This window comes from Scytonema millei VB511283 (assembly GCF_000817735.3).
Taxonomy (GTDB): Bacteria; Cyanobacteriota; Cyanobacteriia; order Cyanobacteriales; family Chroococcidiopsidaceae; genus Chroococcidiopsis; species Chroococcidiopsis millei_B.
In genome coordinates, this window is sequence record NZ_JTJC03000001.1 from 559461 (window position 1) to 578816 (window position 19356).

Sequence of the window (19356 nt, forward strand, 5' to 3'; positions counted from 1 at the left end):
TCATAATGCAAGATATGATAAATCAATATAAATATGCGCTTATTATCCAAAGCTTCTCAATTGAGTCGTCTACGTAAAATTACAGAGGCGATCCCACCCATATTAGTTGCTAGCGCAGCCGTCTGTGGCTTAGTTATTGGCGTGCGTCACTTAGGACGACTAGAAGGACTGGAGCTAAACTATTTCGATCGCTTCGTTCAACTGCAACCTGATGAAGGTGCCGATCCGCGCTTGCTGGTGGTTGCCGTCACGCAAGACGATATTCAAGCACTGGATCGCTGGCCCGCGTCCGATCGCACTATAGACCAGCTTTTACAAAAACTCAAACAATATCGCCCTCGGATCGTCGGCTTAGATATTTATCGCGATTTACCCGTAGAACCAGGGAATGTCGAACTGACCACGCGCTTGCAGGTAAACGATAACATTATTGCGGTGTGTAAAGTAGGAGACGATAAGGGTTTGGGAGTCGCACCACCGACAGTAGTTCCTAAAACTCGTTTGGGATTTAGCGATTTAGTCTTAGACCGAGATGGGGTAGTACGGCGGGGTTTGCTGTTCATGACCCCAGAAAAAACCTCTAAGTGTCCTGCTACGACCTCCTTTAGCTTGCAACTAGCGCTGAAATACCTCAGCCGACAGGGTGTTCGAGCGCAACTAACTCCAGATAAGAATTTAAAGATCGGTACAGCAACTTTTCCCGCGATCGCCAATAACAGCAGTGGTTATCAAAATGTTGATGCGAGAGGATATCAAGTTTTAATCAATTATCGCTCTCCTACTGCCGTTGCTCGACAGGTCTCGCTCAGTGACGTTCTTTCCGATTCCATTAACTCCTCCTGGGTGGAAGATAAAATCGTTCTAGTTGGCGTGACTGCCACGGAGATCAAAGATTATTTTTATACACCTTACGACCTCAGCCAGCAGCCGGAAACGAAAGGAAAAATGGCGGGCGTACTCGTCCACGCGCAGATTTTAAGCCAACTGCTGAGTACGGTATTAGATGGGCGATCGCTATTTTGGTATTGGTCGGAAACGACAGAAATTCTCTGGATCTGGGTGTGGTCTTTATTAGGTGGGGCGATCGCTTGGTACGTGCGTCCCTCCTGGCTGCTGGGAGTCATTGGGGCAAGTGCTTTATTAGGATTGGGTAGTATTTGTTTCGTCTTGTTTCTCCAAAAAGGCTGGATTCCCCTCGTTCCTCCAGCACTTGGTTTAGTGGGAACAAGTGGGGCGATCGTGGCTTATCAAGCCTACTTCAAAGCGCGTCCAAGTGGAGCAAAAAATAATAATTCTGCGCCAGAAGGCTCTTTCTCATCACTCACCACAGCCGCAGGCACTCAAGCAACTCGAACCATATTAAAGGAACGATATCAAATCGTGCGCAATATTGGTGCGGGTGGGTTCGGTCATACTTTTCTTGCCGAAGATACTCAACGTCCAGGTAAACCCTATTGCGTCGTTAAGCAGTTGATTCCATCCACGGATGAGAGATATATGCAATTGGCGCGGCGCTTGTTTCAATCTGAAGCAGAAGCTTTAGAAACATTGGGAAGCTTCGATCGCATTCCTCAATTGCTAGCTTACTTCGAGCAAGATCGACAATTCTATTTAGTAGAAGAATTCATCCAAGGACATCCTTTGAGTGAAGAATTGGTTCCAGGTAAACGCTTATCTGAAACTGAAGTTGTAGCCCTCTTAAAAGATATTCTACTCGTCCTCGATTTTATTCATCACCGCAGCGTCATTCATCGAGATATTAAACCCAGTAACATTATTAGAAGACGATCGGATAACAGCTTAGTTTTAGTTGATTTCGGCTCAGTCAAACAATTGCAAACTCAAATCACGATGGCGCAGGAAAAATACACTGTGGCGATCGGTACGATGGGATATGCTGCACCAGAACAGTTTTTTGGTAAACCTGTCTTTAGCAGTGACATTTACGCCCTCGGTACAATTGGCATTCAGGCTGTCACAGGAATTCCTCCAACAGAATTAGAAGAAGATCCCACAACCCATGAAGTGATCTGGCGAAACCACGTCCCCGCAATTAATGACACGCTAGCGGCTATTTTAAATAAAATGGTGCGTTATTATCCCAGCAATAGATTTCAATCAGCAACCGCAGTTTTGAGAGCTTTGGAAAGCGTTTGTATATATTAAAGTCAAAAGTTAAAAGTTAAAAGTCAAAACTTTTGCGATCGTGCAGTATATATTTCATGCGATTCAGATCGTACGATCCCCCAACCCCCTTAAAAAGGGGGCATTGTTCTCTCAGGTAATCCGATCCTTCACTCCTTAAAAAGGGGCATTGTTCCCGCCTTCTGGGGGGCTAGGGGAGATCTTCGTTAAGCAATTTATCTATCCGAAAAACGCGATGTATCGACAATAGTTTTACTGCAATAGTAGCGTTTTGATATCTACATCTAACGCTGCTGCTAGCCGTGTCAATTCATCTGCATAAGCAGGCGATACGTATGTTAACTCTGGTGTAGCACTTCCTACACCACCAACGATCGCATTTAGATCTGTCTCTTCTAGTTCGCTCAAATAGTCGAACTTGTCTAATCGATTTAAAAACTCATTCTTTTCCGAAAGATTCATAACTCCTCCGGTTATTGCATATATTTGAGTTTATGACAATCTAGTGTTAGTAGTCAATGATTTTTTTTTGAACACAGATGAACACATCTTTCTAGCACGTTTGGTGGTAAGTCAATAAAGCTGCGGCATGGTGCGTAGAAGAGATTGTACTTATATTCTTCTAACTCCTGACTTGCTGATAACTGATAACTGACAACTGACAACTGATTATTTCGTTTCCATCCAATTTTGTCCGGCGCGGACATCAACAACTAAAGGAACGCTAAAATCAACATCTGTACGTTCTAAGGCTGTTTCCATTGTGGTTTTAATTTGCGGTTGCAGTTCTTCCCATTCATTAGGAGGAATTTCAAATACTAATTCGTCGTGTACTTGTAGTAATAAACGTGCCTGATAGTTGTGTAATAATTCATGCAACCTTACCATCGCAATTTTAATGATATCTGCACTAGAACCCTGAATTGGGGCATTAGCAGCCGCCCGTAACAATCCAGCATCGTAAGCGGATAGTCCTTTAATACTATCTAAATCGATTTCTTCTGGTTTTGCATTTAATAATTTTCGCAGGCGATCGCTGGTAAAATTAAAGTAGCGCCTGCGTCCTAAAATTGTCTCTACATACTCTTTGGAAATTGCATCTTTTTGAATCCCTTGTAAGTAGGCGAATACTTTCGGATATGTTTGGTTAAATTTCTCAATAAATATCTTACCCTCTGTGGCTTTCATGCCTGTTTCTCGCGCAAATCTCTGCGCACCCATACCGTAAATCACACCGAAATTAATAATTTTACCTAAACGGCGCTGTTCTGAGGTGACAGTCTCTTGTTCAAACAACAATTTCGCCGTGACTGTATGAATGTCTTCGTTATTTTGGTAAGCCGAAACTAACACAGGTTCCTGTGTCAAATGCGCTAAAATTCTCAATTCAATTTGAGAATAATCTGCTGCTACCATTAACCAACCTGATTCAGGTAGAAAAGCTTTGCGAATTTGCCGACTGAACGCCGTCCGAATTGGGATATTTTGTAAGTTGGGATTAGAAGAAGACAATCGCCCTGTCGATGTAGCAGTTTGATTGAAATCTGTATGGACTCGGTGAGTATCTGGACGTACCAAAGCTGGCAAAGCATCGACATAAGTAGATTTTAGCTTTGCCAAAGTGCGATATTCTAAAATTGCGTCTACAACTGGATGATCTCCTTGTAATTTTTCTAGCGTTGCTGCGTCAGTTGAATAACCAGTTTGAATTTTACGTGACTTTCTCCGATCTAATTGCAACTTGTCGAATAAGAGTTCGCTGAGTTTTTTAGGAGAACCTAAATTAAATTTCTCACCAGCTACAGCATAGACTTTTTCTTCTAATCGAGCTAAATCTACTTCGAGTTGTTTAGAAAATTCATGCAGATAATTACTATCAATTCTAATTCCCGTGTATTCCATTTCTGCCAACACTGGTTCTAAAGGTTGTTCTACCTCCAGTAACAGCTTGTGCATCATCGGAATTTTATTGAGTTCTGCTCGTAATTTCGCCACTAATTGATACGTGACATAAACGTCCATGCCACAGTAATCGGCGACACTAGAAATATCAATATCAGCAATAGTCTGACCTTTAGGAACTAATTCTGAATAACTGACAGTATCTAATTTTAAATAGCGATCGGCAAGTACGCCTAAATTGCGTGTCACATCTGAATCTGGATTCAAGACATAACTTGCTAACAACGGATCGAAAACAACTCCAGCTAGTTGAATTCCTTGACAACGCAGAACTAAGCGATCGAATTTAGCATTTTGTAAAGCTTTCGGATAGCGATCGCTCTCTAAAATTGGACGTAGTTGTTCTAAAACTGTTGCCTTATCTAAATTCTTACCATCTCGATGACTGACTGGGATATATGCCATGTCATCTAATGCATTTCCCCAACAGCAGCCAATTCCAACTAATTCTGCATCCCGTGGTTCTAGATCTGTCGTTTCTGTATCCCAAGCCACAGGATTAGTTGCATCAGTATATTTTTGCAACCTCTTAACTAATTCTGTCAATTTAGCAGGAGTATCGATAATTTGTGGTTGAATTGGCGACTGCGATTGTTGCTGCGCCACCTCCGTATCTTCTGCACTGAAAAACCAAAGTTCTTCGCTTTCGTATTCTGGTTCTTGGATGCGGGAGTCGGGAGAATCGTCTGTTTCGACTTTTGACTTTTGACTTTTAACTTTTGACTTTTCTTCCACTTCGCCGCCAAATTGCTGCTGAAGTTGGTTGACTTTTCCCAAGAAAGTTCTAAATTCTAACTTTTCTAAAATGGGTTCGAGGATGGTGCGATCGAATCCTTTGAGTTTGCAGTTTTCCAACTCAACTTCTAGCGGGACATCTAAGACAATTTGCGCTAAGTGACGGGAGTGATAAGCTGCTTCTTTACCTTCTTCTAACTTCTTTTTAGTAGCACCTTTAATTTGATCGATCGAAGCGTAAATATTATCTAAATTGTTATAAGTACTGAGGAGTTGTACCGCAGTTTTTTCCCCGATTCCCCTCACACCGGGAATGTTATCAGATGTATCCCCGCACAAAGCTTTAAAATCAACAACTTGTGATGGTAAAACACCCATTTTCTCTCGTACTTGTTCTACACTAAATTCAGCCGTACCAGTGTTATTGCGCTGAATAAAAGCCGTACTGAGATACAAGACGCTAATTGCTTTTTCGGGATCGACAAGTTGAAATAAATCGCGATCGCCTGTCAAAATCTTTACCTGATACCCGGCTTCACTCGCCCGTAAAGCCAGAGTCCCTAATATATCATCCGCTTCAAACCCAGGCGCGGTCAAGACCTCGACCGCAAGTCCTGCGAGTAATTCATGCAAATTCTTCAGATCGGGGACGAAATCTTCTGGTGTCCCTGGACGATCTGCTTTGTAGGTGTCATCGGCTTCGTGGCGAAATGTCGGTAAACCCAGATCGAAGGCGATCGCCATTGCTTCTGGCTTCTGAGTAGCCATCACTTCTAGCAATGATTTCAAGAAGCCAAAACAAACACTCGTTGGAATACCCGTTTTCGTCCGCAGTCCACCATCTCGTCCCTTAGCAAAGGCAAAATAAGAACGGAAAGCTAAAGAATGCCCATCTACTAGGATAAATGTAGGGTGCTGTGGTGCGGTACTGTTAGGAGGGGTAGAATCGGATGCAGCTGGAGTCATAAACCTATTTTAGCGATGTTAGATTGTAGGGGCGGGTTTATCGAGATGATTTATCCTAAATGCAGAGATTTTTGAAAAACCCGCCCTGACGGTTGTTATCGGTGTCAGATTGTAGGGGCGGGTTTATCGAGATTATCCATGCCAAGTATTGTAGGGGCGGGTTTATCCAGATTATCTGTGCTAAGTGTAGAGATATTTGGAAAACCCGCCCTTACAAATGTTACGAGCCATCAAATACATCCAATATAATTAGCAATAATTTCCGGTTGTTCTACTTGAGGAACGTGACCGCAATTTTTCAACCAAATTAATTGCGAATGCGCGATCGCCTGTTGAAATTTCATCGCATCAGCCACTCCTAACGTTTCGTCTCTATCTCCCCACAAAATTGTAGTTGGCTTATCGACTTTGGCAATTTTATTTGCAATTTCTCCATAACCGCCGCTTTTCGTAAAACTTACCATTGCTTCCGACCAACTAGGCATTTCCGTATGTAATAAAGCACAGCGAATTGCATCGATTTCAAATGGAGTCAAATTTCCCAAACTAACACCCAAATTCAATGCTTGTAATTTCCGCTGTCGCCAAAATTCTACAGCAAAATAATCGAGCGGAAAAAATAAAAACTGACCCAAGGGAAAATCGCCGCTAAAACCTACACTATTAATTAATACCAAGTGTTTTACAGCTTGAGGATAAGTCAGGGCAAAATCGATCGCCGTCGCCCCACCCATCGAAGCACCTACTAAGATAACTGGTTTGTCAATCAGTGTTTTCCAAAAGTAATAAAGATGAGTTTTAATCGTTTCTGGATTGTAGTTGATTTCACGTGAACGATCGCTAAAACCAAAACCTAACAGATCGACAGCCCAAGTTTCGTTTTGTACTGCTAAAAGTGGGATGAGACGGCGAAACTCCAACACCGAACTATCAAAACCATGCAGCAATAGGAGGGGTGTATTCCCCTCACCTTGACGGACAAAACTCGTCGCGATCGCTCCAGAATGTAATGGAGTTGCGATCGCGCTTCGTTCGATTCTCTTAGCTAAAGCAATTGATTCAGGCTGCTGCAACAACTGCACTTGAGATGGCAGAAACAAAGGAAACATTTCAGTTATCAGTTAACAGTTAACAGTTGTCAGTGAAGAGTGGTAATTGGTAATTGGTAATCGGTAATTGGTAATCCGCGATGTGCAACTTTCTATAATGTTCCCCCTTTTTAAGGGGGGCTAGGGGGGATCTTTCGGTCAGTGGCGTAGTCTTCCGATCCCCCAACTCCCGCCAAATCGGGGGCTATTTAATGAAACCGCACACAGGGTTAATCGGTAATCGGAAGTAAGAATTAACTGGTCACTGAGAACTGGTCACTGATAACTGATAACTGATAACTGATAACTGTCTCTATCCCCCATGCGTCACCTGCGGGGCGCGTCCGTACAGTTCGGTATAAAGCTTCAGGCGATCGCTTAATTCTTGCGTTAACACCTCGGGTTGATAGCGCCAAGCCCAGTTACCTTCAGCTTGACTGGGGACGTTCATTCTCGCTTCGCTCCCCAAGCCTAAAATATCCTGTAAGGGAATGATGGCTTGATTTGCCGTAGTACTAAACGCTAAGCGAATCAAATCCCAATGAATGCCGTCAGGACTAATACATCCCATGTAAAGTAAAAGTCTCTGTTTTTCGTAGTCGGATGCGGTGTTAAACCATCCTACACTCGTATCGTTATCGTGAGTTCCGGTGTAGACTACGCAGTTGCGGGGGTAATTGAAAGGCAAGTAAGGATTTGCAGCATCGGAACCATAGGCAAATTGTAAAATTTTCATGCCTGGAAATTCAAACCGATCGCGTAATGCTTCCACCTCTGGAGTAATAATTCCTAAATCTTCAGCTAAGACGGGTAACTTACCTAACTGCTGGGCGATCGCTTCAAATAATTCTACCCCTGGCGCTTCAATCCACTCACCGTTAATTGCGGTAGTTTCGCCTTCTTTAACTGCCCAGTACGACTCAAAACCTCTAAAGTGGTCGATGCGGATGATATCGACGTAATCCAACATTGCCTCAAATCGTTGCACCCACCATTTGAAGTGTTGTTGCTGCAATGCCTCCCAGTTGTATACGGGATTGCCCCATAACTGCCCCGTGACACTGAAATAATCGGGGGGAACTCCCGCCATCAGCGCCGCCGCGCCTGTCTCCTCATCCAGACAGAAGATTTCGGGATTTGCCCAGACATCAGCACTGTCATGCGCTACGTAGATGGGAATATCGCCAATGATTTGAATGCCATGCATGTTGGCATAGCGTTTCAGTTTTGACCACTGTTGGAAGAATTCAAACTGAATGAATTTTTGATAAAAAATTTCGCCATCTAACTGCTGTCGCCATTTTTCCATTGCTTCCGGTTGACGACGGGCGATTTCTGGTTCCCAATCGTACCAACTCTTACCCTCTAAGGCATCTTTGAGCGCCATAAACAGGGCGTAGTCATCTAGCCAGTAGGCTTTGGCTCTACAAAAACCAGCAAATTCTTGCTGCTGTAACTCTGAGGCGTTATTGCGAAAATTCTCGCAGGCTTTACGTAATAAAGGAATTTTAATTTCAATCGCGCGATCGTATTCTACGCGATCGCCCTCGAACTCAGGTAAATTGGCAAAATCTGCTTCGCTGAGCAATCCATTTTCTTGCAATTGTTCTGGGCTAATTAACAACGGATTTCCCGCCATTGCCGAATAGCACATATAAGGAGAATTACCGTAGCCCGTAGGTCCCAAAGGTAAGACCTGCCAGAGTTGCTGGTAACTATTGCTTAAAAAATCGATCAAACGGTAAGCAGCTAAACCGAGATCGCCAATACCAAAGCGACCAGGCAGGGAAGTCGGATGCAGCAAAATTCCAGCGGCTCTGGGAAAAGTCGGCATAGATTATCGAGTGGTAACAGCAGGCAACAGCCAAAAATCTACCACGCCATAGCGAGGTTTTATCCCTATCTCTGGTTAAGATTTACAGTTATCAGTGACTAGTGGTTGGTGGCTAGTGACTAGTGACTAGAAGAATTGCTTCTTTGTCCTCTACTCCCTACTCCCTACTCCCTACTCCCTAGTTAAAGTACTTGCGCCCGTAGCAACGCTGTTGGTAGGGAACAGAGCTTTTGCAAATTAGGAACATACGCCCTTTGCCGAAACACATCGTATTGGTTGCGTTCGATTCGATCCAAAATTTGACTGTAAAGGATCGAGGCTGACCATACAGGCAAACGGGCGCTAGGAGCTAGATAGCTGATTCCCTTTTCTGCTCTAGCATAAATCTCGCGTGTCCTACGGATTTGAAAGCGCACGAGTTCTCGCCAGCGATCGTCAACCACTCCATTGAAGAGATCTTGCTCGGTGTAGTTAAATTTGGCTAAATCTTCTAAGGGGATGTAAATTCTGCCACGTCGTGCATCTTCCCCGACATCTCTGAGAATATTAGTCAGTTGACTCGCAATTCCTAAGGCGATCGCTTCATCTGTAGGAATATACGGTTCTTTGTCCTGATTCCAAGCTGCCGTGTCTCTTGTCGTATCTACACCCATGACTGCTGTAGACATCAAACCCACCGTTCCAGCAACGCGATAACAGTACAGATGCAACTCTTCAAAAGTTTTATAGCGGCTCCAGCACAGATCCATGCGCTGTCCGGCAATCATATCTCGAAACGGCTGAATCTCTAGTGGGAAGTTCCGCAAAGCATCAACCAACGCTACGTCGTAGTCTTCCAGTGGATGACCCGCAAACACCGATTCTAGATGCTGCTCCCACCGATCTAAAGTTTCTAGAGTGGTAATGGCAGCAGCCGGACCATCAACTAATTCATCAGTGCGGCGACACCAGGCATAAATTGCCCACATAGCTCGTCGGCGCTTTGCCTCTTTCATCAGTAGCGTGCCAGGATAGAATGTCTTGGCATACTTTGCCGTGATTTGGCGACACAGTTCGTAGGAATCCTCCACAGAGGCGAGCTTTTTCATGCACGAGGGGGAATCAGGCAGTTGCAGCATTTGTTGCAGGCTGAGTATTGAGCGTGGGCGTACTGGTTTGGGAATTCACTTCGCTAGCAGCTCTAGCAATTGCCTGCGCTGTCAGCTTACCAGAAAGTACAGCACCTTCCATACTACCTAGATAAGGTTGCATGGTGTAACTACCAGATAAGTAAAAATTGCTAATTGGCGATGCCTGACTGGGACGATATTGTTGTCGTCCTGGTGTTGCTGTGTACACGGAGCGAGGTGTTTTTACGACATGATATTTTCGCAACCCAGCGGGATTATCGCCGCCAAAGTGTTGCGGAAACAGTTTTTCTAGCTCTGTTAGAGTTACCTGTAAAATCTCTTCGTCGGATTTGTTAATCCAATCTTGAGCCGGAGCCAAGACTAATTCCAGCATCGAGCGGTCGGGATCGGCATATTCGCGACAAGTATTGCTCATGTCGGCATATACGCTTAACAGTGGCGATCGCGAAAATAATAGCTGGTCTATGTCTGTCAATTTGCGATCGAACCACAACTGAATGTTAATCACGGGTACGCCTTCTAACCCATTTAACTGCTGGAAATACTCTGTTTGTTTCCAAGGAGTTGGAAGTAATTTTTTCAGCACGTCTACAGATGTGGCACTGACGTATAAATCTGCTGTTTCTACGTAGTCTGCTGCACCGTTCAAGCCTCTGATGGCAAATCCCTTTACCGTACCATCAGGGTTCAGTAATATTTCCTTGAGAGGCGCATTCAACCGCACTTCACCGCCGCGTTTAGTAATGTAATCTACCATCGGCTGACACAGGCGCTCTGGCGGAGAACCGTCTAAAAATGCCATTTTCGAGCCATCTTTTTGCTGTAAAAAGCGGCTGAGCGCCGTCAGAAGCACGGTAGCTGAGATTTCATCAGGATTGATGAAATTGAGTGACTTAGAAGCGGCAATAAAGATGTCTTGCTGCACGTCTTCGCTCACACCTTGAAGCTTCAACCATTCAGAAAAGGTATACTTGTCGGTTTGCTCGACATACTTTTGTCCCCGCAGCATCGCTGGGACTAGTCCCTTCGCCAGTTGAATTTTTTCCCCCCAGGTTAGCATGTCGTTATTCCGCAGAATTGCGGCGATTCCATTGAAGGGAGCTGGCAAGTTAGGAAAATCAAAGCGACTGTAAGTCCCTGGCTTTTCCGGTTGATTGAAGATCATCGTGTGTTTTTTCCACTGCAAGCGATCTTCAATCCCTAATTCTTTTAACAGCTGCAACATGTTGGGATATGCCCCAAAAAAGACGTGCAGCCCCGTTTCATACCAGTCGCCATCTGCGTCTTGCCATGCTGCGACTAATCCACCTAGTACATCTCTGCTTTCTAGGACGATGGGGGTATAACCCACATCAGTCAGATATTTAGCGCAGGAAAGCCCTGCGAGTCCTGCCCCAGCGATCGCTACTCGCATCAACTGTTATTGCCCTTAAGTTTCAGCATTTACTCGGTCTCATTATACTTTGCATTCCGTTACATTTGGTAGTTATTTTTTTAGTGGTGCGTGGTGCGTGGGGTGAAGCAGCGAGCGGCGAAGCGAAGCGGGCGGAAGCGCGGGTTCCCCGCGCATTGGAGCCGCGTTCTTCGCGCCTTTTAGCTGCGTCGTGGTGCGTGGTGCGTGACAAGATTCTTAATCTCTAGCCACCAGCCACTAGTCACTAGCCACTGACAACTGAAAATGGAATCTTAAATTTTGATGAGATGTAACGCTTAAATTCAAAATGATTTTGTAGTCGACCTAGTATTGCTTTGGAGTTAGTATTTGGTCGTAACTCAATCGATAGATGACTGCTAGACTGAATGGGATAATATTGAAGGTGTCTGACGACTGAAAGCCGCAATTTTTTCAAGCTACATTCACAAAATTTAACTATGGAAGCCCAAATGCAGCAAATCGAAAATTCAAATCCCACTTCCCCAGAGGAATCAACTGCATTAAGCACTGTGTCATCAGAATCTCAGTTTTCACCTACTACCCAATCTATTAAGAAAGGCGAGTGGATTGTATCCCAAGTCTTGACATTTTTATCCAACATGTTTGGGATCTTAAAAGATTTCTTTAATAGATACAGACAGGCAATTATCAGCATTCTGATCATTGTGGGTGCAATTGTCTCTCTGCGCGTTGTACTGGCAGTCATGGATGCGTTGAATGACGTTCCTCTGTTGGAGCCGACTTTTCAGCTGATTGGGATTGGCTACTCAGCTTGGTTTGTCAGCCGCTACTTGCTCAAACCTTCCACGCGGCAAGAATTAGCGCAAAAATGGCAAGGGTTTTTGGGTGAACTAGAGAAATAGCGCGATAACTTCGATCGGCTTTGCTAACGCATTTAGATCTAAGGCAATTGAGTTATCTTTAACTACATTAGCCTTAAAAATCCCCGAATTCACTCGGTTCAAGCCTGCAAGCACAGTATTTTGTTTGCAGGCTTTAGACTTTTGTAGCAGTTAAGACAGACTCTGCTGAAACTATGGTGAAAACATACCTCTTACTTCTTACCCATAATTCAGCAACAAAATCAATTTAGCTTTGTTTCCGAAATCGCTACTCCTTGGCTTGAAGTCTTCAATAGCAATTTATTAAGCTTAATTGAGTCATAAAATATACTCAATATTGGGCGGTCGTTGTTTCAGGATGCATTAGCAAATACTTTTGTTGTATGAATTGTATGAAGCGATCGCTTTTCAGTTCGTGTCACCGTAGCACGAAATAATACACAAAATACACAGTTTATCTTCCGAACGTAGTTTTGCAGGCAAAAAGTTGGAGGTGCTTCATGAAAGTTTGGAATCCGCGATCGCTATTGTCCAAATCCGCTGGTAATGGTACGACACCATCGATTTTAGAAGATGCAGTTGAGTTTGCTGAAAATCCCGAACCCCGTTGTCCTTGCATTTTGCTGCTCGATACTTCTGGTTCTATGAAAGGGGAACCACTGGATGCTTTGAATGAAGGCTTACGAACTTTTCAACAAGAACTCGATCGCGATAGCTTAGCAAAAAAGCGAGTCGAAGTAGCGATCGTCACGTTTAATAGCGATGTTGAAATTGTCCAAGATTTTGTCACGGCTGACGATTTTCAACCACCAGTGCTAAAAGCGAAAGGCTTAACGCACATGGGCGAAGCAATTTTGCGGGGATTGGATATGCTTCAGATTCGTAAAGCGTTGTACCGCGAACATGGAGTTTCCTACTACCGTCCGTGGCTATTTTTGATCACCGATGGTGAACCTCAAGGAGAAGCCGAGGAATTGATCGAGCAAGCTACCCAAAGGATTCGAGATGATGAAGCAAACAAGCACGTAGCCTTCTTTGCTGTTGGTGTAGAAGCGGCTGATATGAGTCGCCTCAGTCAAATTTCCGTGCGCGATCCCCTCAAACTCAAAGGGCTAAACTTTAAAGAGTTGTTTGTTTGGCTCTCGGCAAGTATGCAACAAGTTTCTCAGTCAGCTCAGATGGATGAACAATTGCCTTTACCTCCAGTGACTTGGACTGGAGCATAGTGTTTCTAAGAGTTTGCCGTAATGAGTAGAGGCATGTTTTCGTGCCTCTACTCATAATATTGCCTGTAAACGTTGCAGTAGGTGCGCTGCTGGCAGTAAATCTTCTATCCTCTCTTCTTCAATTCTGCCTATTAACTGCCCGTTTTTAAAAATTAATAACGTAGGCAATGCATGAACTTGATATCGATCGGACAAAGCTGAATTTTGTTCGCTGTCAATTCTAACAATTTGCGGCTTTTGCGGTAAATGAGAGATTGCATCTGCTAAAACAGCATCTAGCAATCGAGAGGGACCGCAGCCAGGAGCAGAAAATACAGCTAAAACTGGTAATTCTGAGCTAGAAATCAGCTCTTCTAATTTTATTTCTTGTTCGAGTATCATAAATAGCTTCTGCTCCGCATTTCTAACTTGAAATTGGTGGCGTAAAACACAAACTCGCGATCGCCGATCGCAAAACGTAACATTATTTTGCTCCGTCTACATGATAGCGATCGTCTCTAATAAATCATCGCCCATAAGATAGATTCGGCTTACTAATTCCATAGTTGGGAAAAAACTTCTTTCACCCCACACCCTAAACCTTCAAAGCACTTTTAAGTAAAACAGTAATCCCGTTAGCAATATACTGTACGGCTAAAGCAGCTAGTAAGACTCCCAAAACCCGCGTGACGACATTCACTCCCGTTTGTCCCAAAATTCTTGCTAAACGGGGCGACAGACAGAGAAAAATGTAGGCAGTTAACAGTACAACTGCGGCGATCGCTAATACAACAATTAAACCGAGAGTATAGGTGCTAGCCTCATTCACCAAAATCAGTACGCTAGCCAATGTACCAGGACCAGCAATCAACGGAATCGCTAGGGGAAAAACGCTAATATCTTGTCTGAGCTGTGCCTCTTTTTCTTCTGCTTCTGTCTCGCGTTCCCGTTGAGCAAACACCATGTCTACCGCAATTTTAAATAGTAATACCCCAGCTGCAACCTGAAAAGCTTCAATACTGATGTGTAAGTAACTCAGTAATAGAGAACCTACTAAAGCAAAAGCTAATACAATTCCGCCAGCGACTAAAACTGCTTTTTGGGCGATCTTGATTTGCTCTTGAGAAGAACGATTTCCGGCTAAAGTGACGAAAATAGGCGCTAAGCCGATGGGGTCGATCACGACAAATAAAGTTAAAAATGTTCTAATAATGAGGGAAGACACGGTTGATTTAGGATAAAAATCGTTATTTTTTATTCTCTCTTATGAGAACTTTTCTCCCATTTAACAACTCCAAAAAATGCGATCGCTCTCACACAGAAATTAAGAAAATCTATTGCCTTACGCTCATAGAATAATCGTAACTACCCCACCCTTGCCTAGTTTGACTCGCCCAGCGTTACTACACAAGTAATTTTATTGTGCTAACGTAATAAGTCGCTTTCCTTTGCATTTTCATGGTTCGCTTTCTCATCCATGCCGATATCTGCTAACATCCAAAGCGTTTATACAGATGGAGCCTGTACGGGCAATCCTGGTCCCGGTGGCTGGGCTGCTGTTGTCTATTTTACTGATGGTTCGCTACACGAAATCGGTGGTAGTGCTGCTCAAACAACTAACAACCGGATGGAAATGCAAGCTGCGATCGCAGCCCTCCAACTTATTGCAGAATTCAGCCATCCATCTGCCGTTACCATCCATACAGACAGCGAATACTTAATCAATGGTGTCACCAAATGGGTCAAAGGATGGAAAAAGAAAGGCTGGAAAACTGCCCAAGGCAAACCCGTCCTCAACCAAGATCTGTGGGAAACGCTAGATCGACTCAATCATCCATCTATAGAGTGGCGACACGTTCGCGGTCATGCTGGTATTATTGGCAACGAGCGCTGTGACGCGATCGCCCGTGCTTTCGCTAGTGGTAAACCACCTCACTTGCAGCAGCAATCCGCCTCCAACTCTAAACCTACTGACGCTCCAAATTTTCTCACCCCTGTATCAGAAATAGCTGATTTTTCCAGTAACGATCTGATAATTGACAAGTCAAATACAAATAGCCACCTTGCCTCAAACACTTCTATGATCGATTCGTCTACTCCTTCCTCTATCAGCAACGAAGAATTACCCCGCGAAGTCAGGGTGGCTCAACTCCGCAACCTATTAGAAACGCTGCGGAGCGCCGATGAAATTGCCACTAAGGGCTATCTGATTACCAGTTCCGAACTAGCAGATTTGATGGATGTCCACGCTAGCGCTGTCACCAGCCGAGGTGAAGAATGGCGTTGGCGCAATTGGATTGTCTCTCGCGTAAGACGAGAAGGCAACCAAATTCTTTGGGAATTAGAACGCGCCGATGCAATTAATCCTGATGATAACTCCGACCACGCCACTGAGTAGGAGTGCGAAACGCCGAGAGGAAAATTCTCAACACCGCTAGCGGATCGGCTAAGGGAGACAGCCAAAATAACCAACCTCCCTTAGCTTGGCTGCGATCGTAGGAAGGGGCGATCGCAAATAAGAGGGCGAAGCGGATCGCCAGTAGGAAAGCATTTAATCCCAAATTTGCCAACACGGGAACCGAGATTTGTAGGGGCAGGTTTACCAGAGATCCCTCTGGACGAACAAACAATTCCGTTAAACCTGCCCGTACAGGATTTGGAAATAAGAGACAAGCAAAGAGAATTAATAAGGGCAGGGCTTGCACCGAAAACAGCAGCCACAGATCGCACCAGAGTTGAGCGGCGGGGGAAGCATCTTTAAGATCGAGCGATCGCCCCCACTCTTGCCAAGTCTCCCTGGCTCCCTCATACATGCGGACTTTGAATACCTTAGCTCCATCGAGAAACCCTACCTTGAAGCCGCTAGCAGCAATATTTCTGGCTAAGGTGACATCGTCGCAAAAAGAATTTCTCGCACTCGTATAGCCGCCTACAGCTGCCAATACCGAACGACGGCATAAAAAACATTGCCCGTTCGCCATCACTCGTTCTGCTACCTGAGCATCCACACCAGCAGAATCGAAGCGATATAACAGCGTCATTAACAATGCTGGTTGCAGCCAACTTTCTCCAGGATATTTAAGAATGAACTGAGGCGAGAGTGACACCAGATCGTAACCCTCAGTTTCAGCCGTTTGGACTAAACTCGCAACTAGACCAGGTTGGGGTTGAGTATCGGCATCTACGCCCAAAAACCACTTGCTTCGTTCTGAAGTCTGCAAAAAGCCGTTGTGCAAAGCCCAAGGTCTACCCACCCAGCTAGGCGGAAGGGGATCGTCCGTCAGGAGTTGAAACCGAGGGTCTTGCTGTTGGGCAGCTTTGACTAATTCCCGCGTCCCATCCTGAGAGTTACTATCGACGATCGCAATTTCTCGGACTTCGTAACTTTGCCGACTTAATCCTGCCAAACAGGGACTAATCCGTTCCGCTTCATTCAGCGTTGGCACGACTACACTGACGCTACCAAGCATATCTGGGGTAGGAGTGCGGGGTATCAAGGGAGGATGACGACTGGGACCTTTCAGCAGGCGTGATAGTAAAATTGCCGCTGCTGGTACTTGCAGCAGCAACAAACCTAGAAATATTCCGTTGATTAAGTTCGACCAGTCAGCCACAGGATAAATTGCTCTCCAGATTGTCCAGCCAATAGCGACTCACGATCGACGTTTAGCTATTAGCCAATTGTTTCTACTTCAGCGCCACTTCTACAGGAGCGACACTCATACCGTGGGTCTCTTCGATTGCAGGTTTTGTCACATTTGGTTGCGCCATCCACCACAGTAGTAGGGCGGGTATGACTCCAAAAACGACGCTTAAGGACACAGGTAGCCAGTATCCCGCCGCTAAGCTAATCCCTGCTGCGAAGGCAACATTACTAAGGTATACCACCAAAGGAATGTTCAGTTGCGATCGCTTGAGTTGCAGCGATACTTTACCCCACAAAAAAGCGGCGACTGCCATAAATAGGGCGCTCGTACCGAACCAACCAGCATAATTTTGATACGGCGTGCCAAAGAAAGCTCCTGGTTGATGCCAATACCAGAAAGGGAAGCTCGTCTGACTCATAGCTGGTTCGAGGGCAAAATCCCATGAGGTAAATAGCATCGCGCCTAACAGCACAGCTCCCACATGACGCAGCCACATCGGTTTTACTGTTTGTAGGGCTACCCGCGCGATCAGGTATGCCGAAAGCCCCATATAGAACCAGGATAAGGGAATGGTAAATGGCACTAACCCAGCAATTTTATAACCCAAGCCACTCAAGTAGCTGTAGTCTCCAAAGGGAAAGCCCGTACCCGTTCCCAGTAATTCACTGCTTAAAGAAATACACACTGCTGGCAGCATAAACGTTAACCAAAGTTTTATTCCTAGCGTTCGATAGGCATAAATGGAGACGGCAATTAATCCAAACAGGATATCAATCACTCCACCCCCTGCCATCGATCGCTCTACGCTCCACTGGAAAACGTTTTGTCCTGAAGCGGCGATCGCGCTTAAAATTGCCTCAGCATGAGGAACGACTAGCAATAGTCCTGCTAGTCCAAAGGCTTTTGATGCAATATGACCAATTAAGCAGATGCGTTCAGCTCTAACAAGTTGGTTCATGAGAATTCCTTAATTCAACGGGACGCTGGGAGAGGTGTTACTGACATAGTTCGGCAAGTCACAATTTGGCAAGTCACAATTTGGTCAGTCATAATCGGGAGCAATCTAGGTACTGTTGCCCATAGCTCTAACTGTACTTTTGGGCTAAACTTCTGGACTAGGCTTCTCTATAGGCGCGAGTGGTTTTGCCACTGCCAGGTGATGATGTAGAAACAACGGATTTTGTTCTTGCACTGTAATCTTTGCTATTTGTCAATCAAATTTTATTAATTTTTGTAAATCATACCAAAAATTTGCTCGCTTGCATCACAATACCAGTAAAAATCGATCGCCCATAGCAGGAAACTAGGTGAGAGAATATATCTGAGTAGATTTTCCCTAAAATGAGACGTAATGCGATCGCAATTAAAAAGTTTCCCTGGATTTCTCTAGCTTTGCTGCTAGCCACTTATGGTATTATCGGTTGGCAGCTATCTGCGCTCGAAAGTCACTGGATATTATGGATACTCGCTGCTGTAGCAACTGTGCTACTAGCTGTTGCCGTGTCTTCTCCGTGGTCGAAAGTCAGAGACGGCTTTGCGAGTTGTTTTAGGTCTGACGGTAAGGCTTTTTTAGTTGCTGTCGTTATTGCTTTTTTTAGCGTCGTCATTATTACCTGGCTGCATATTTTCGTGCATATCCTTGTCGTCTTGTCTGCGAGTACACTAGTTAGATTAGACGTTCAAGCCACTCGCTGGAGCAGTCGTCAGAGTTTTTGGTTAATTGCGATCGCTTCTTTGGTTAGCTTGGGACTAGGCGCGTTCGTGCATATAGGGGTTGAGCCACATTTGACAGTTATCAGTTATCAGTTGACAGTTGACAGTTGACAGTTATCAGTTTCTGTTGCAGCATTTTGAACGCGATCGCTTTGTTAATTACCTTGAGCAAAATAGAACAAATACTATCCTAGCTTTGATTGTATGTCCTCAAAAAATCTTCGCGGGAAATACCTATTTGAGTACAGATAGCTCTCAAAGTACCGCTTTTAATTTGTGGTTGGTTTGGCATCACAAGCGGCGTTTGAGTTCCATCTGAATTATTTCTTGTCATGACAATATGTTCTCGTTCGCGAACTATACGAAAACCCAGTAATTCAAAAGCTCTAATTACTCGTCTTTTAGGAGCATCTACTGGGAATTTTGCCATTAAACAGCAACCTCTGCCTCAGTAACAAAAATTTCTACAGGAGCATCGTCTAGCATTGTCTCGCCAAAAATTTCAATATAACAAGTAATAGCTGACTTCACATCTGCTAAAGCTTCTTCATAAGTCTCTCCTTGTCCAACAATTGCACCTACAATCCCGATAGGATAGGCAACATACCCGTCAGAATGTTTTTCAATGACGATTTTAAACTGTTTTGCTGTCAT

Annotated in this window: 17 protein-coding genes; 5 read left to right on the forward strand and 12 right to left on the reverse strand. The window is 44.5% G+C overall.

Annotated elements, in window-relative coordinates; genetic code table 11:
- Positions 1-33 precede the first annotated feature (33 nt).
- Positions 34-2166, forward strand: coding sequence for a CHASE2 domain-containing protein (locus QH73_RS02555; RefSeq protein ID WP_039715104.1), 2133 nt, complete (start codon positions 34-36; stop codon positions 2164-2166).
- A 231-nt stretch (positions 2167-2397) separates the two neighbouring features.
- On the opposite strand, the gene QH73_RS02560 is transcribed toward QH73_RS02555, so the two are convergent.
- The 6 genes from QH73_RS02560 to pds form a co-directional block, all read right to left on the reverse strand.
- A complete protein-coding gene (locus QH73_RS02560) occupies positions 2398-2607 on the reverse strand; it encodes a hypothetical protein (RefSeq protein ID WP_039715105.1) in 210 nt (69 codons plus the stop codon).
- 207 nt (positions 2608-2814) lie between these two features.
- Positions 2815-5808, reverse strand: coding sequence for a DNA polymerase I (polA, locus tag QH73_RS02565; protein ID WP_039715106.1), 2994 nt, complete (start codon positions 5806-5808; stop codon positions 2815-2817).
- Positions 5809-6038: 230 nt separating this feature from the next.
- Positions 6039-6917 (reverse strand): alpha/beta fold hydrolase, encoded by an 879-nt coding sequence (locus QH73_RS02570; RefSeq protein WP_039715107.1) that lies wholly within the window; start codon positions 6915-6917, stop codon positions 6039-6041.
- A 292-nt stretch (positions 6918-7209) separates the two neighbouring features.
- Complete coding sequence (gene malQ, locus QH73_RS02575) at positions 7210-8730, reverse strand: 4-alpha-glucanotransferase (RefSeq protein ID WP_039715108.1); 1521 nt, start codon at positions 8728-8730, stop codon at positions 7210-7212.
- A 182-nt stretch (positions 8731-8912) separates the two neighbouring features.
- The gene (gene crtB, locus QH73_RS02580) at positions 8913-9848 is read right to left on the reverse strand and encodes a 15-cis-phytoene synthase CrtB (protein WP_039715109.1); all 936 of its coding nucleotides are present in this window, start codon (positions 9846-9848) and stop codon (positions 8913-8915) included.
- Positions 9832-11274, reverse strand: coding sequence for a 15-cis-phytoene desaturase (gene pds, locus QH73_RS02585; protein ID WP_039715110.1), 1443 nt, complete (start codon positions 11272-11274; stop codon positions 9832-9834). Before pds ends, crtB begins: the two co-directional genes overlap by 17 nt.
- A gap of 458 nt (positions 11275-11732) precedes the next feature.
- Here pds and QH73_RS02590 point away from each other — a divergent pair, with 458 nt between their 5' ends.
- Together QH73_RS02590 and QH73_RS02595 are read left to right on the forward strand one after the other, a co-directional pair.
- Positions 11733-12158, forward strand: coding sequence for a CAAD domain-containing protein (locus QH73_RS02590; RefSeq protein ID WP_039715111.1), 426 nt, complete (start codon positions 11733-11735; stop codon positions 12156-12158).
- Between the two features lie 479 nt (positions 12159-12637).
- The gene (locus QH73_RS02595; RefSeq protein WP_132866514.1) at positions 12638-13363 is read left to right on the forward strand and encodes a vWA domain-containing protein; all 726 of its coding nucleotides are present in this window, start codon (positions 12638-12640) and stop codon (positions 13361-13363) included.
- Positions 13364-13414: 51 nt separating this feature from the next.
- Here the strand turns inward: QH73_RS02595 and QH73_RS02600 are convergent, their stop codons facing one another.
- Entirely contained in the window at positions 13415-13744 is a 330-nt protein-coding gene (locus QH73_RS02600) for a thioredoxin family protein (RefSeq protein WP_039715112.1), read from the reverse strand.
- A 193-nt stretch (positions 13745-13937) separates the two neighbouring features.
- Positions 13938-14567, reverse strand: a complete 630-nt coding sequence (locus tag QH73_RS02605; RefSeq protein ID WP_039715113.1) for a MarC family protein — start codon at positions 14565-14567, stop codon at positions 13938-13940.
- Between the two features lie 252 nt (positions 14568-14819).
- On the opposite strand from QH73_RS02605, the gene rnhA reads away from it, so the two are divergent.
- A complete protein-coding gene (gene rnhA, locus QH73_RS02610) occupies positions 14820-15740 on the forward strand; it encodes a ribonuclease HI (protein ID WP_039715114.1) in 921 nt (306 codons plus the stop codon).
- Here the strand turns inward: rnhA and cruG are convergent.
- Both cruG and cruF read right to left on the reverse strand, forming a co-directional pair.
- Complete coding sequence (cruG, locus tag QH73_RS02615) at positions 15703-16956, reverse strand: 2'-O-glycosyltransferase CruG (protein ID WP_039715115.1); 1254 nt, start codon at positions 16954-16956, stop codon at positions 15703-15705. The genes rnhA and cruG overlap by 38 nt on opposite strands.
- Before the next feature lie 73 nt (positions 16957-17029).
- A complete protein-coding gene (cruF, locus tag QH73_RS02620) occupies positions 17030-17947 on the reverse strand; it encodes a gamma-carotene 1'-hydroxylase CruF (protein ID WP_039715116.1) in 918 nt (305 codons plus the stop codon).
- 383 nt (positions 17948-18330) lie between these two features.
- On the opposite strand from cruF, the gene QH73_RS02625 reads away from it, so the two are divergent.
- On the forward strand, positions 18331-18813 hold the full coding sequence (locus tag QH73_RS02625; RefSeq protein ID WP_039715117.1) for a hypothetical protein: 483 nt from the start codon (positions 18331-18333) through the stop codon (positions 18811-18813).
- Positions 18814-18892: 79 nt separating this feature from the next.
- On the opposite strand, the gene QH73_RS02630 is transcribed toward QH73_RS02625, so the two are convergent.
- Positions 18893-19132: a type II toxin-antitoxin system HicA family toxin gene (locus QH73_RS02630; RefSeq protein ID WP_132866516.1), complete on the reverse strand. Its 240-nt coding sequence runs from the start codon at positions 19130-19132 to the stop codon at positions 18893-18895.
- Positions 19132-19356: a type II toxin-antitoxin system HicB family antitoxin gene (locus QH73_RS02635; RefSeq protein WP_015152601.1), complete on the reverse strand. Its 225-nt coding sequence runs from the start codon at positions 19354-19356 to the stop codon at positions 19132-19134. The genes QH73_RS02630 and QH73_RS02635 overlap by 1 nt, the downstream gene beginning before the upstream one ends.

Excerpts from the sequence above, each read along its gene's own strand:
- QH73_RS02555 (WP_039715104.1), top strand. The coding sequence starts at position 34 with ATGCGCTTATTATCCAAAGCTTCTCAATTGAGTCGTCTACGTAAAATT.
- QH73_RS02560 (WP_039715105.1), bottom strand. The coding sequence starts at position 2,607 with ATGAATCTTTCGGAAAAGAATGAGTTTTTAAATCGATTAGACAAGTTC.
- polA (WP_039715106.1), bottom strand. The coding sequence starts at position 5,808 with ATGACTCCAGCTGCATCCGATTCTACCCCTCCTAACAGTACCGCACCA.
- QH73_RS02570 (WP_039715107.1), bottom strand. The coding sequence starts at position 6,917 with ATGTTTCCTTTGTTTCTGCCATCTCAAGTGCAGTTGTTGCAGCAGCCT.
- malQ (WP_039715108.1), bottom strand. The coding sequence starts at position 8,730 with ATGCCGACTTTTCCCAGAGCCGCTGGAATTTTGCTGCATCCGACTTCC.
- crtB (WP_039715109.1), bottom strand. The coding sequence starts at position 9,848 with ATGCTGCAACTGCCTGATTCCCCCTCGTGCATGAAAAAGCTCGCCTCT.
- pds (WP_039715110.1), bottom strand. The coding sequence starts at position 11,274 with ATGCGAGTAGCGATCGCTGGGGCAGGACTCGCAGGGCTTTCCTGCGCT.
- QH73_RS02590 (WP_039715111.1), top strand. The coding sequence starts at position 11,733 with ATGGAAGCCCAAATGCAGCAAATCGAAAATTCAAATCCCACTTCCCCA.
- QH73_RS02595 (WP_132866514.1), top strand. The coding sequence starts at position 12,638 with ATGAAAGTTTGGAATCCGCGATCGCTATTGTCCAAATCCGCTGGTAAT.
- QH73_RS02600 (WP_039715112.1), bottom strand. The coding sequence starts at position 13,744 with ATGATACTCGAACAAGAAATAAAATTAGAAGAGCTGATTTCTAGCTCA.
- rnhA (WP_039715114.1), top strand. The coding sequence starts at position 14,820 with ATGCCGATATCTGCTAACATCCAAAGCGTTTATACAGATGGAGCCTGT.
- cruF (WP_039715116.1), bottom strand. The coding sequence starts at position 17,947 with ATGAACCAACTTGTTAGAGCTGAACGCATCTGCTTAATTGGTCATATT.
- QH73_RS02625 (WP_039715117.1), top strand. The coding sequence starts at position 18,331 with ATGAGACGTAATGCGATCGCAATTAAAAAGTTTCCCTGGATTTCTCTA.
- QH73_RS02630 (WP_132866516.1), bottom strand. The coding sequence starts at position 19,132 with ATGGCAAAATTCCCAGTAGATGCTCCTAAAAGACGAGTAATTAGAGCT.
- QH73_RS02635 (WP_015152601.1), bottom strand. The coding sequence starts at position 19,356 with ATGACAGCAAAACAGTTTAAAATCGTCATTGAAAAACATTCTGACGGG.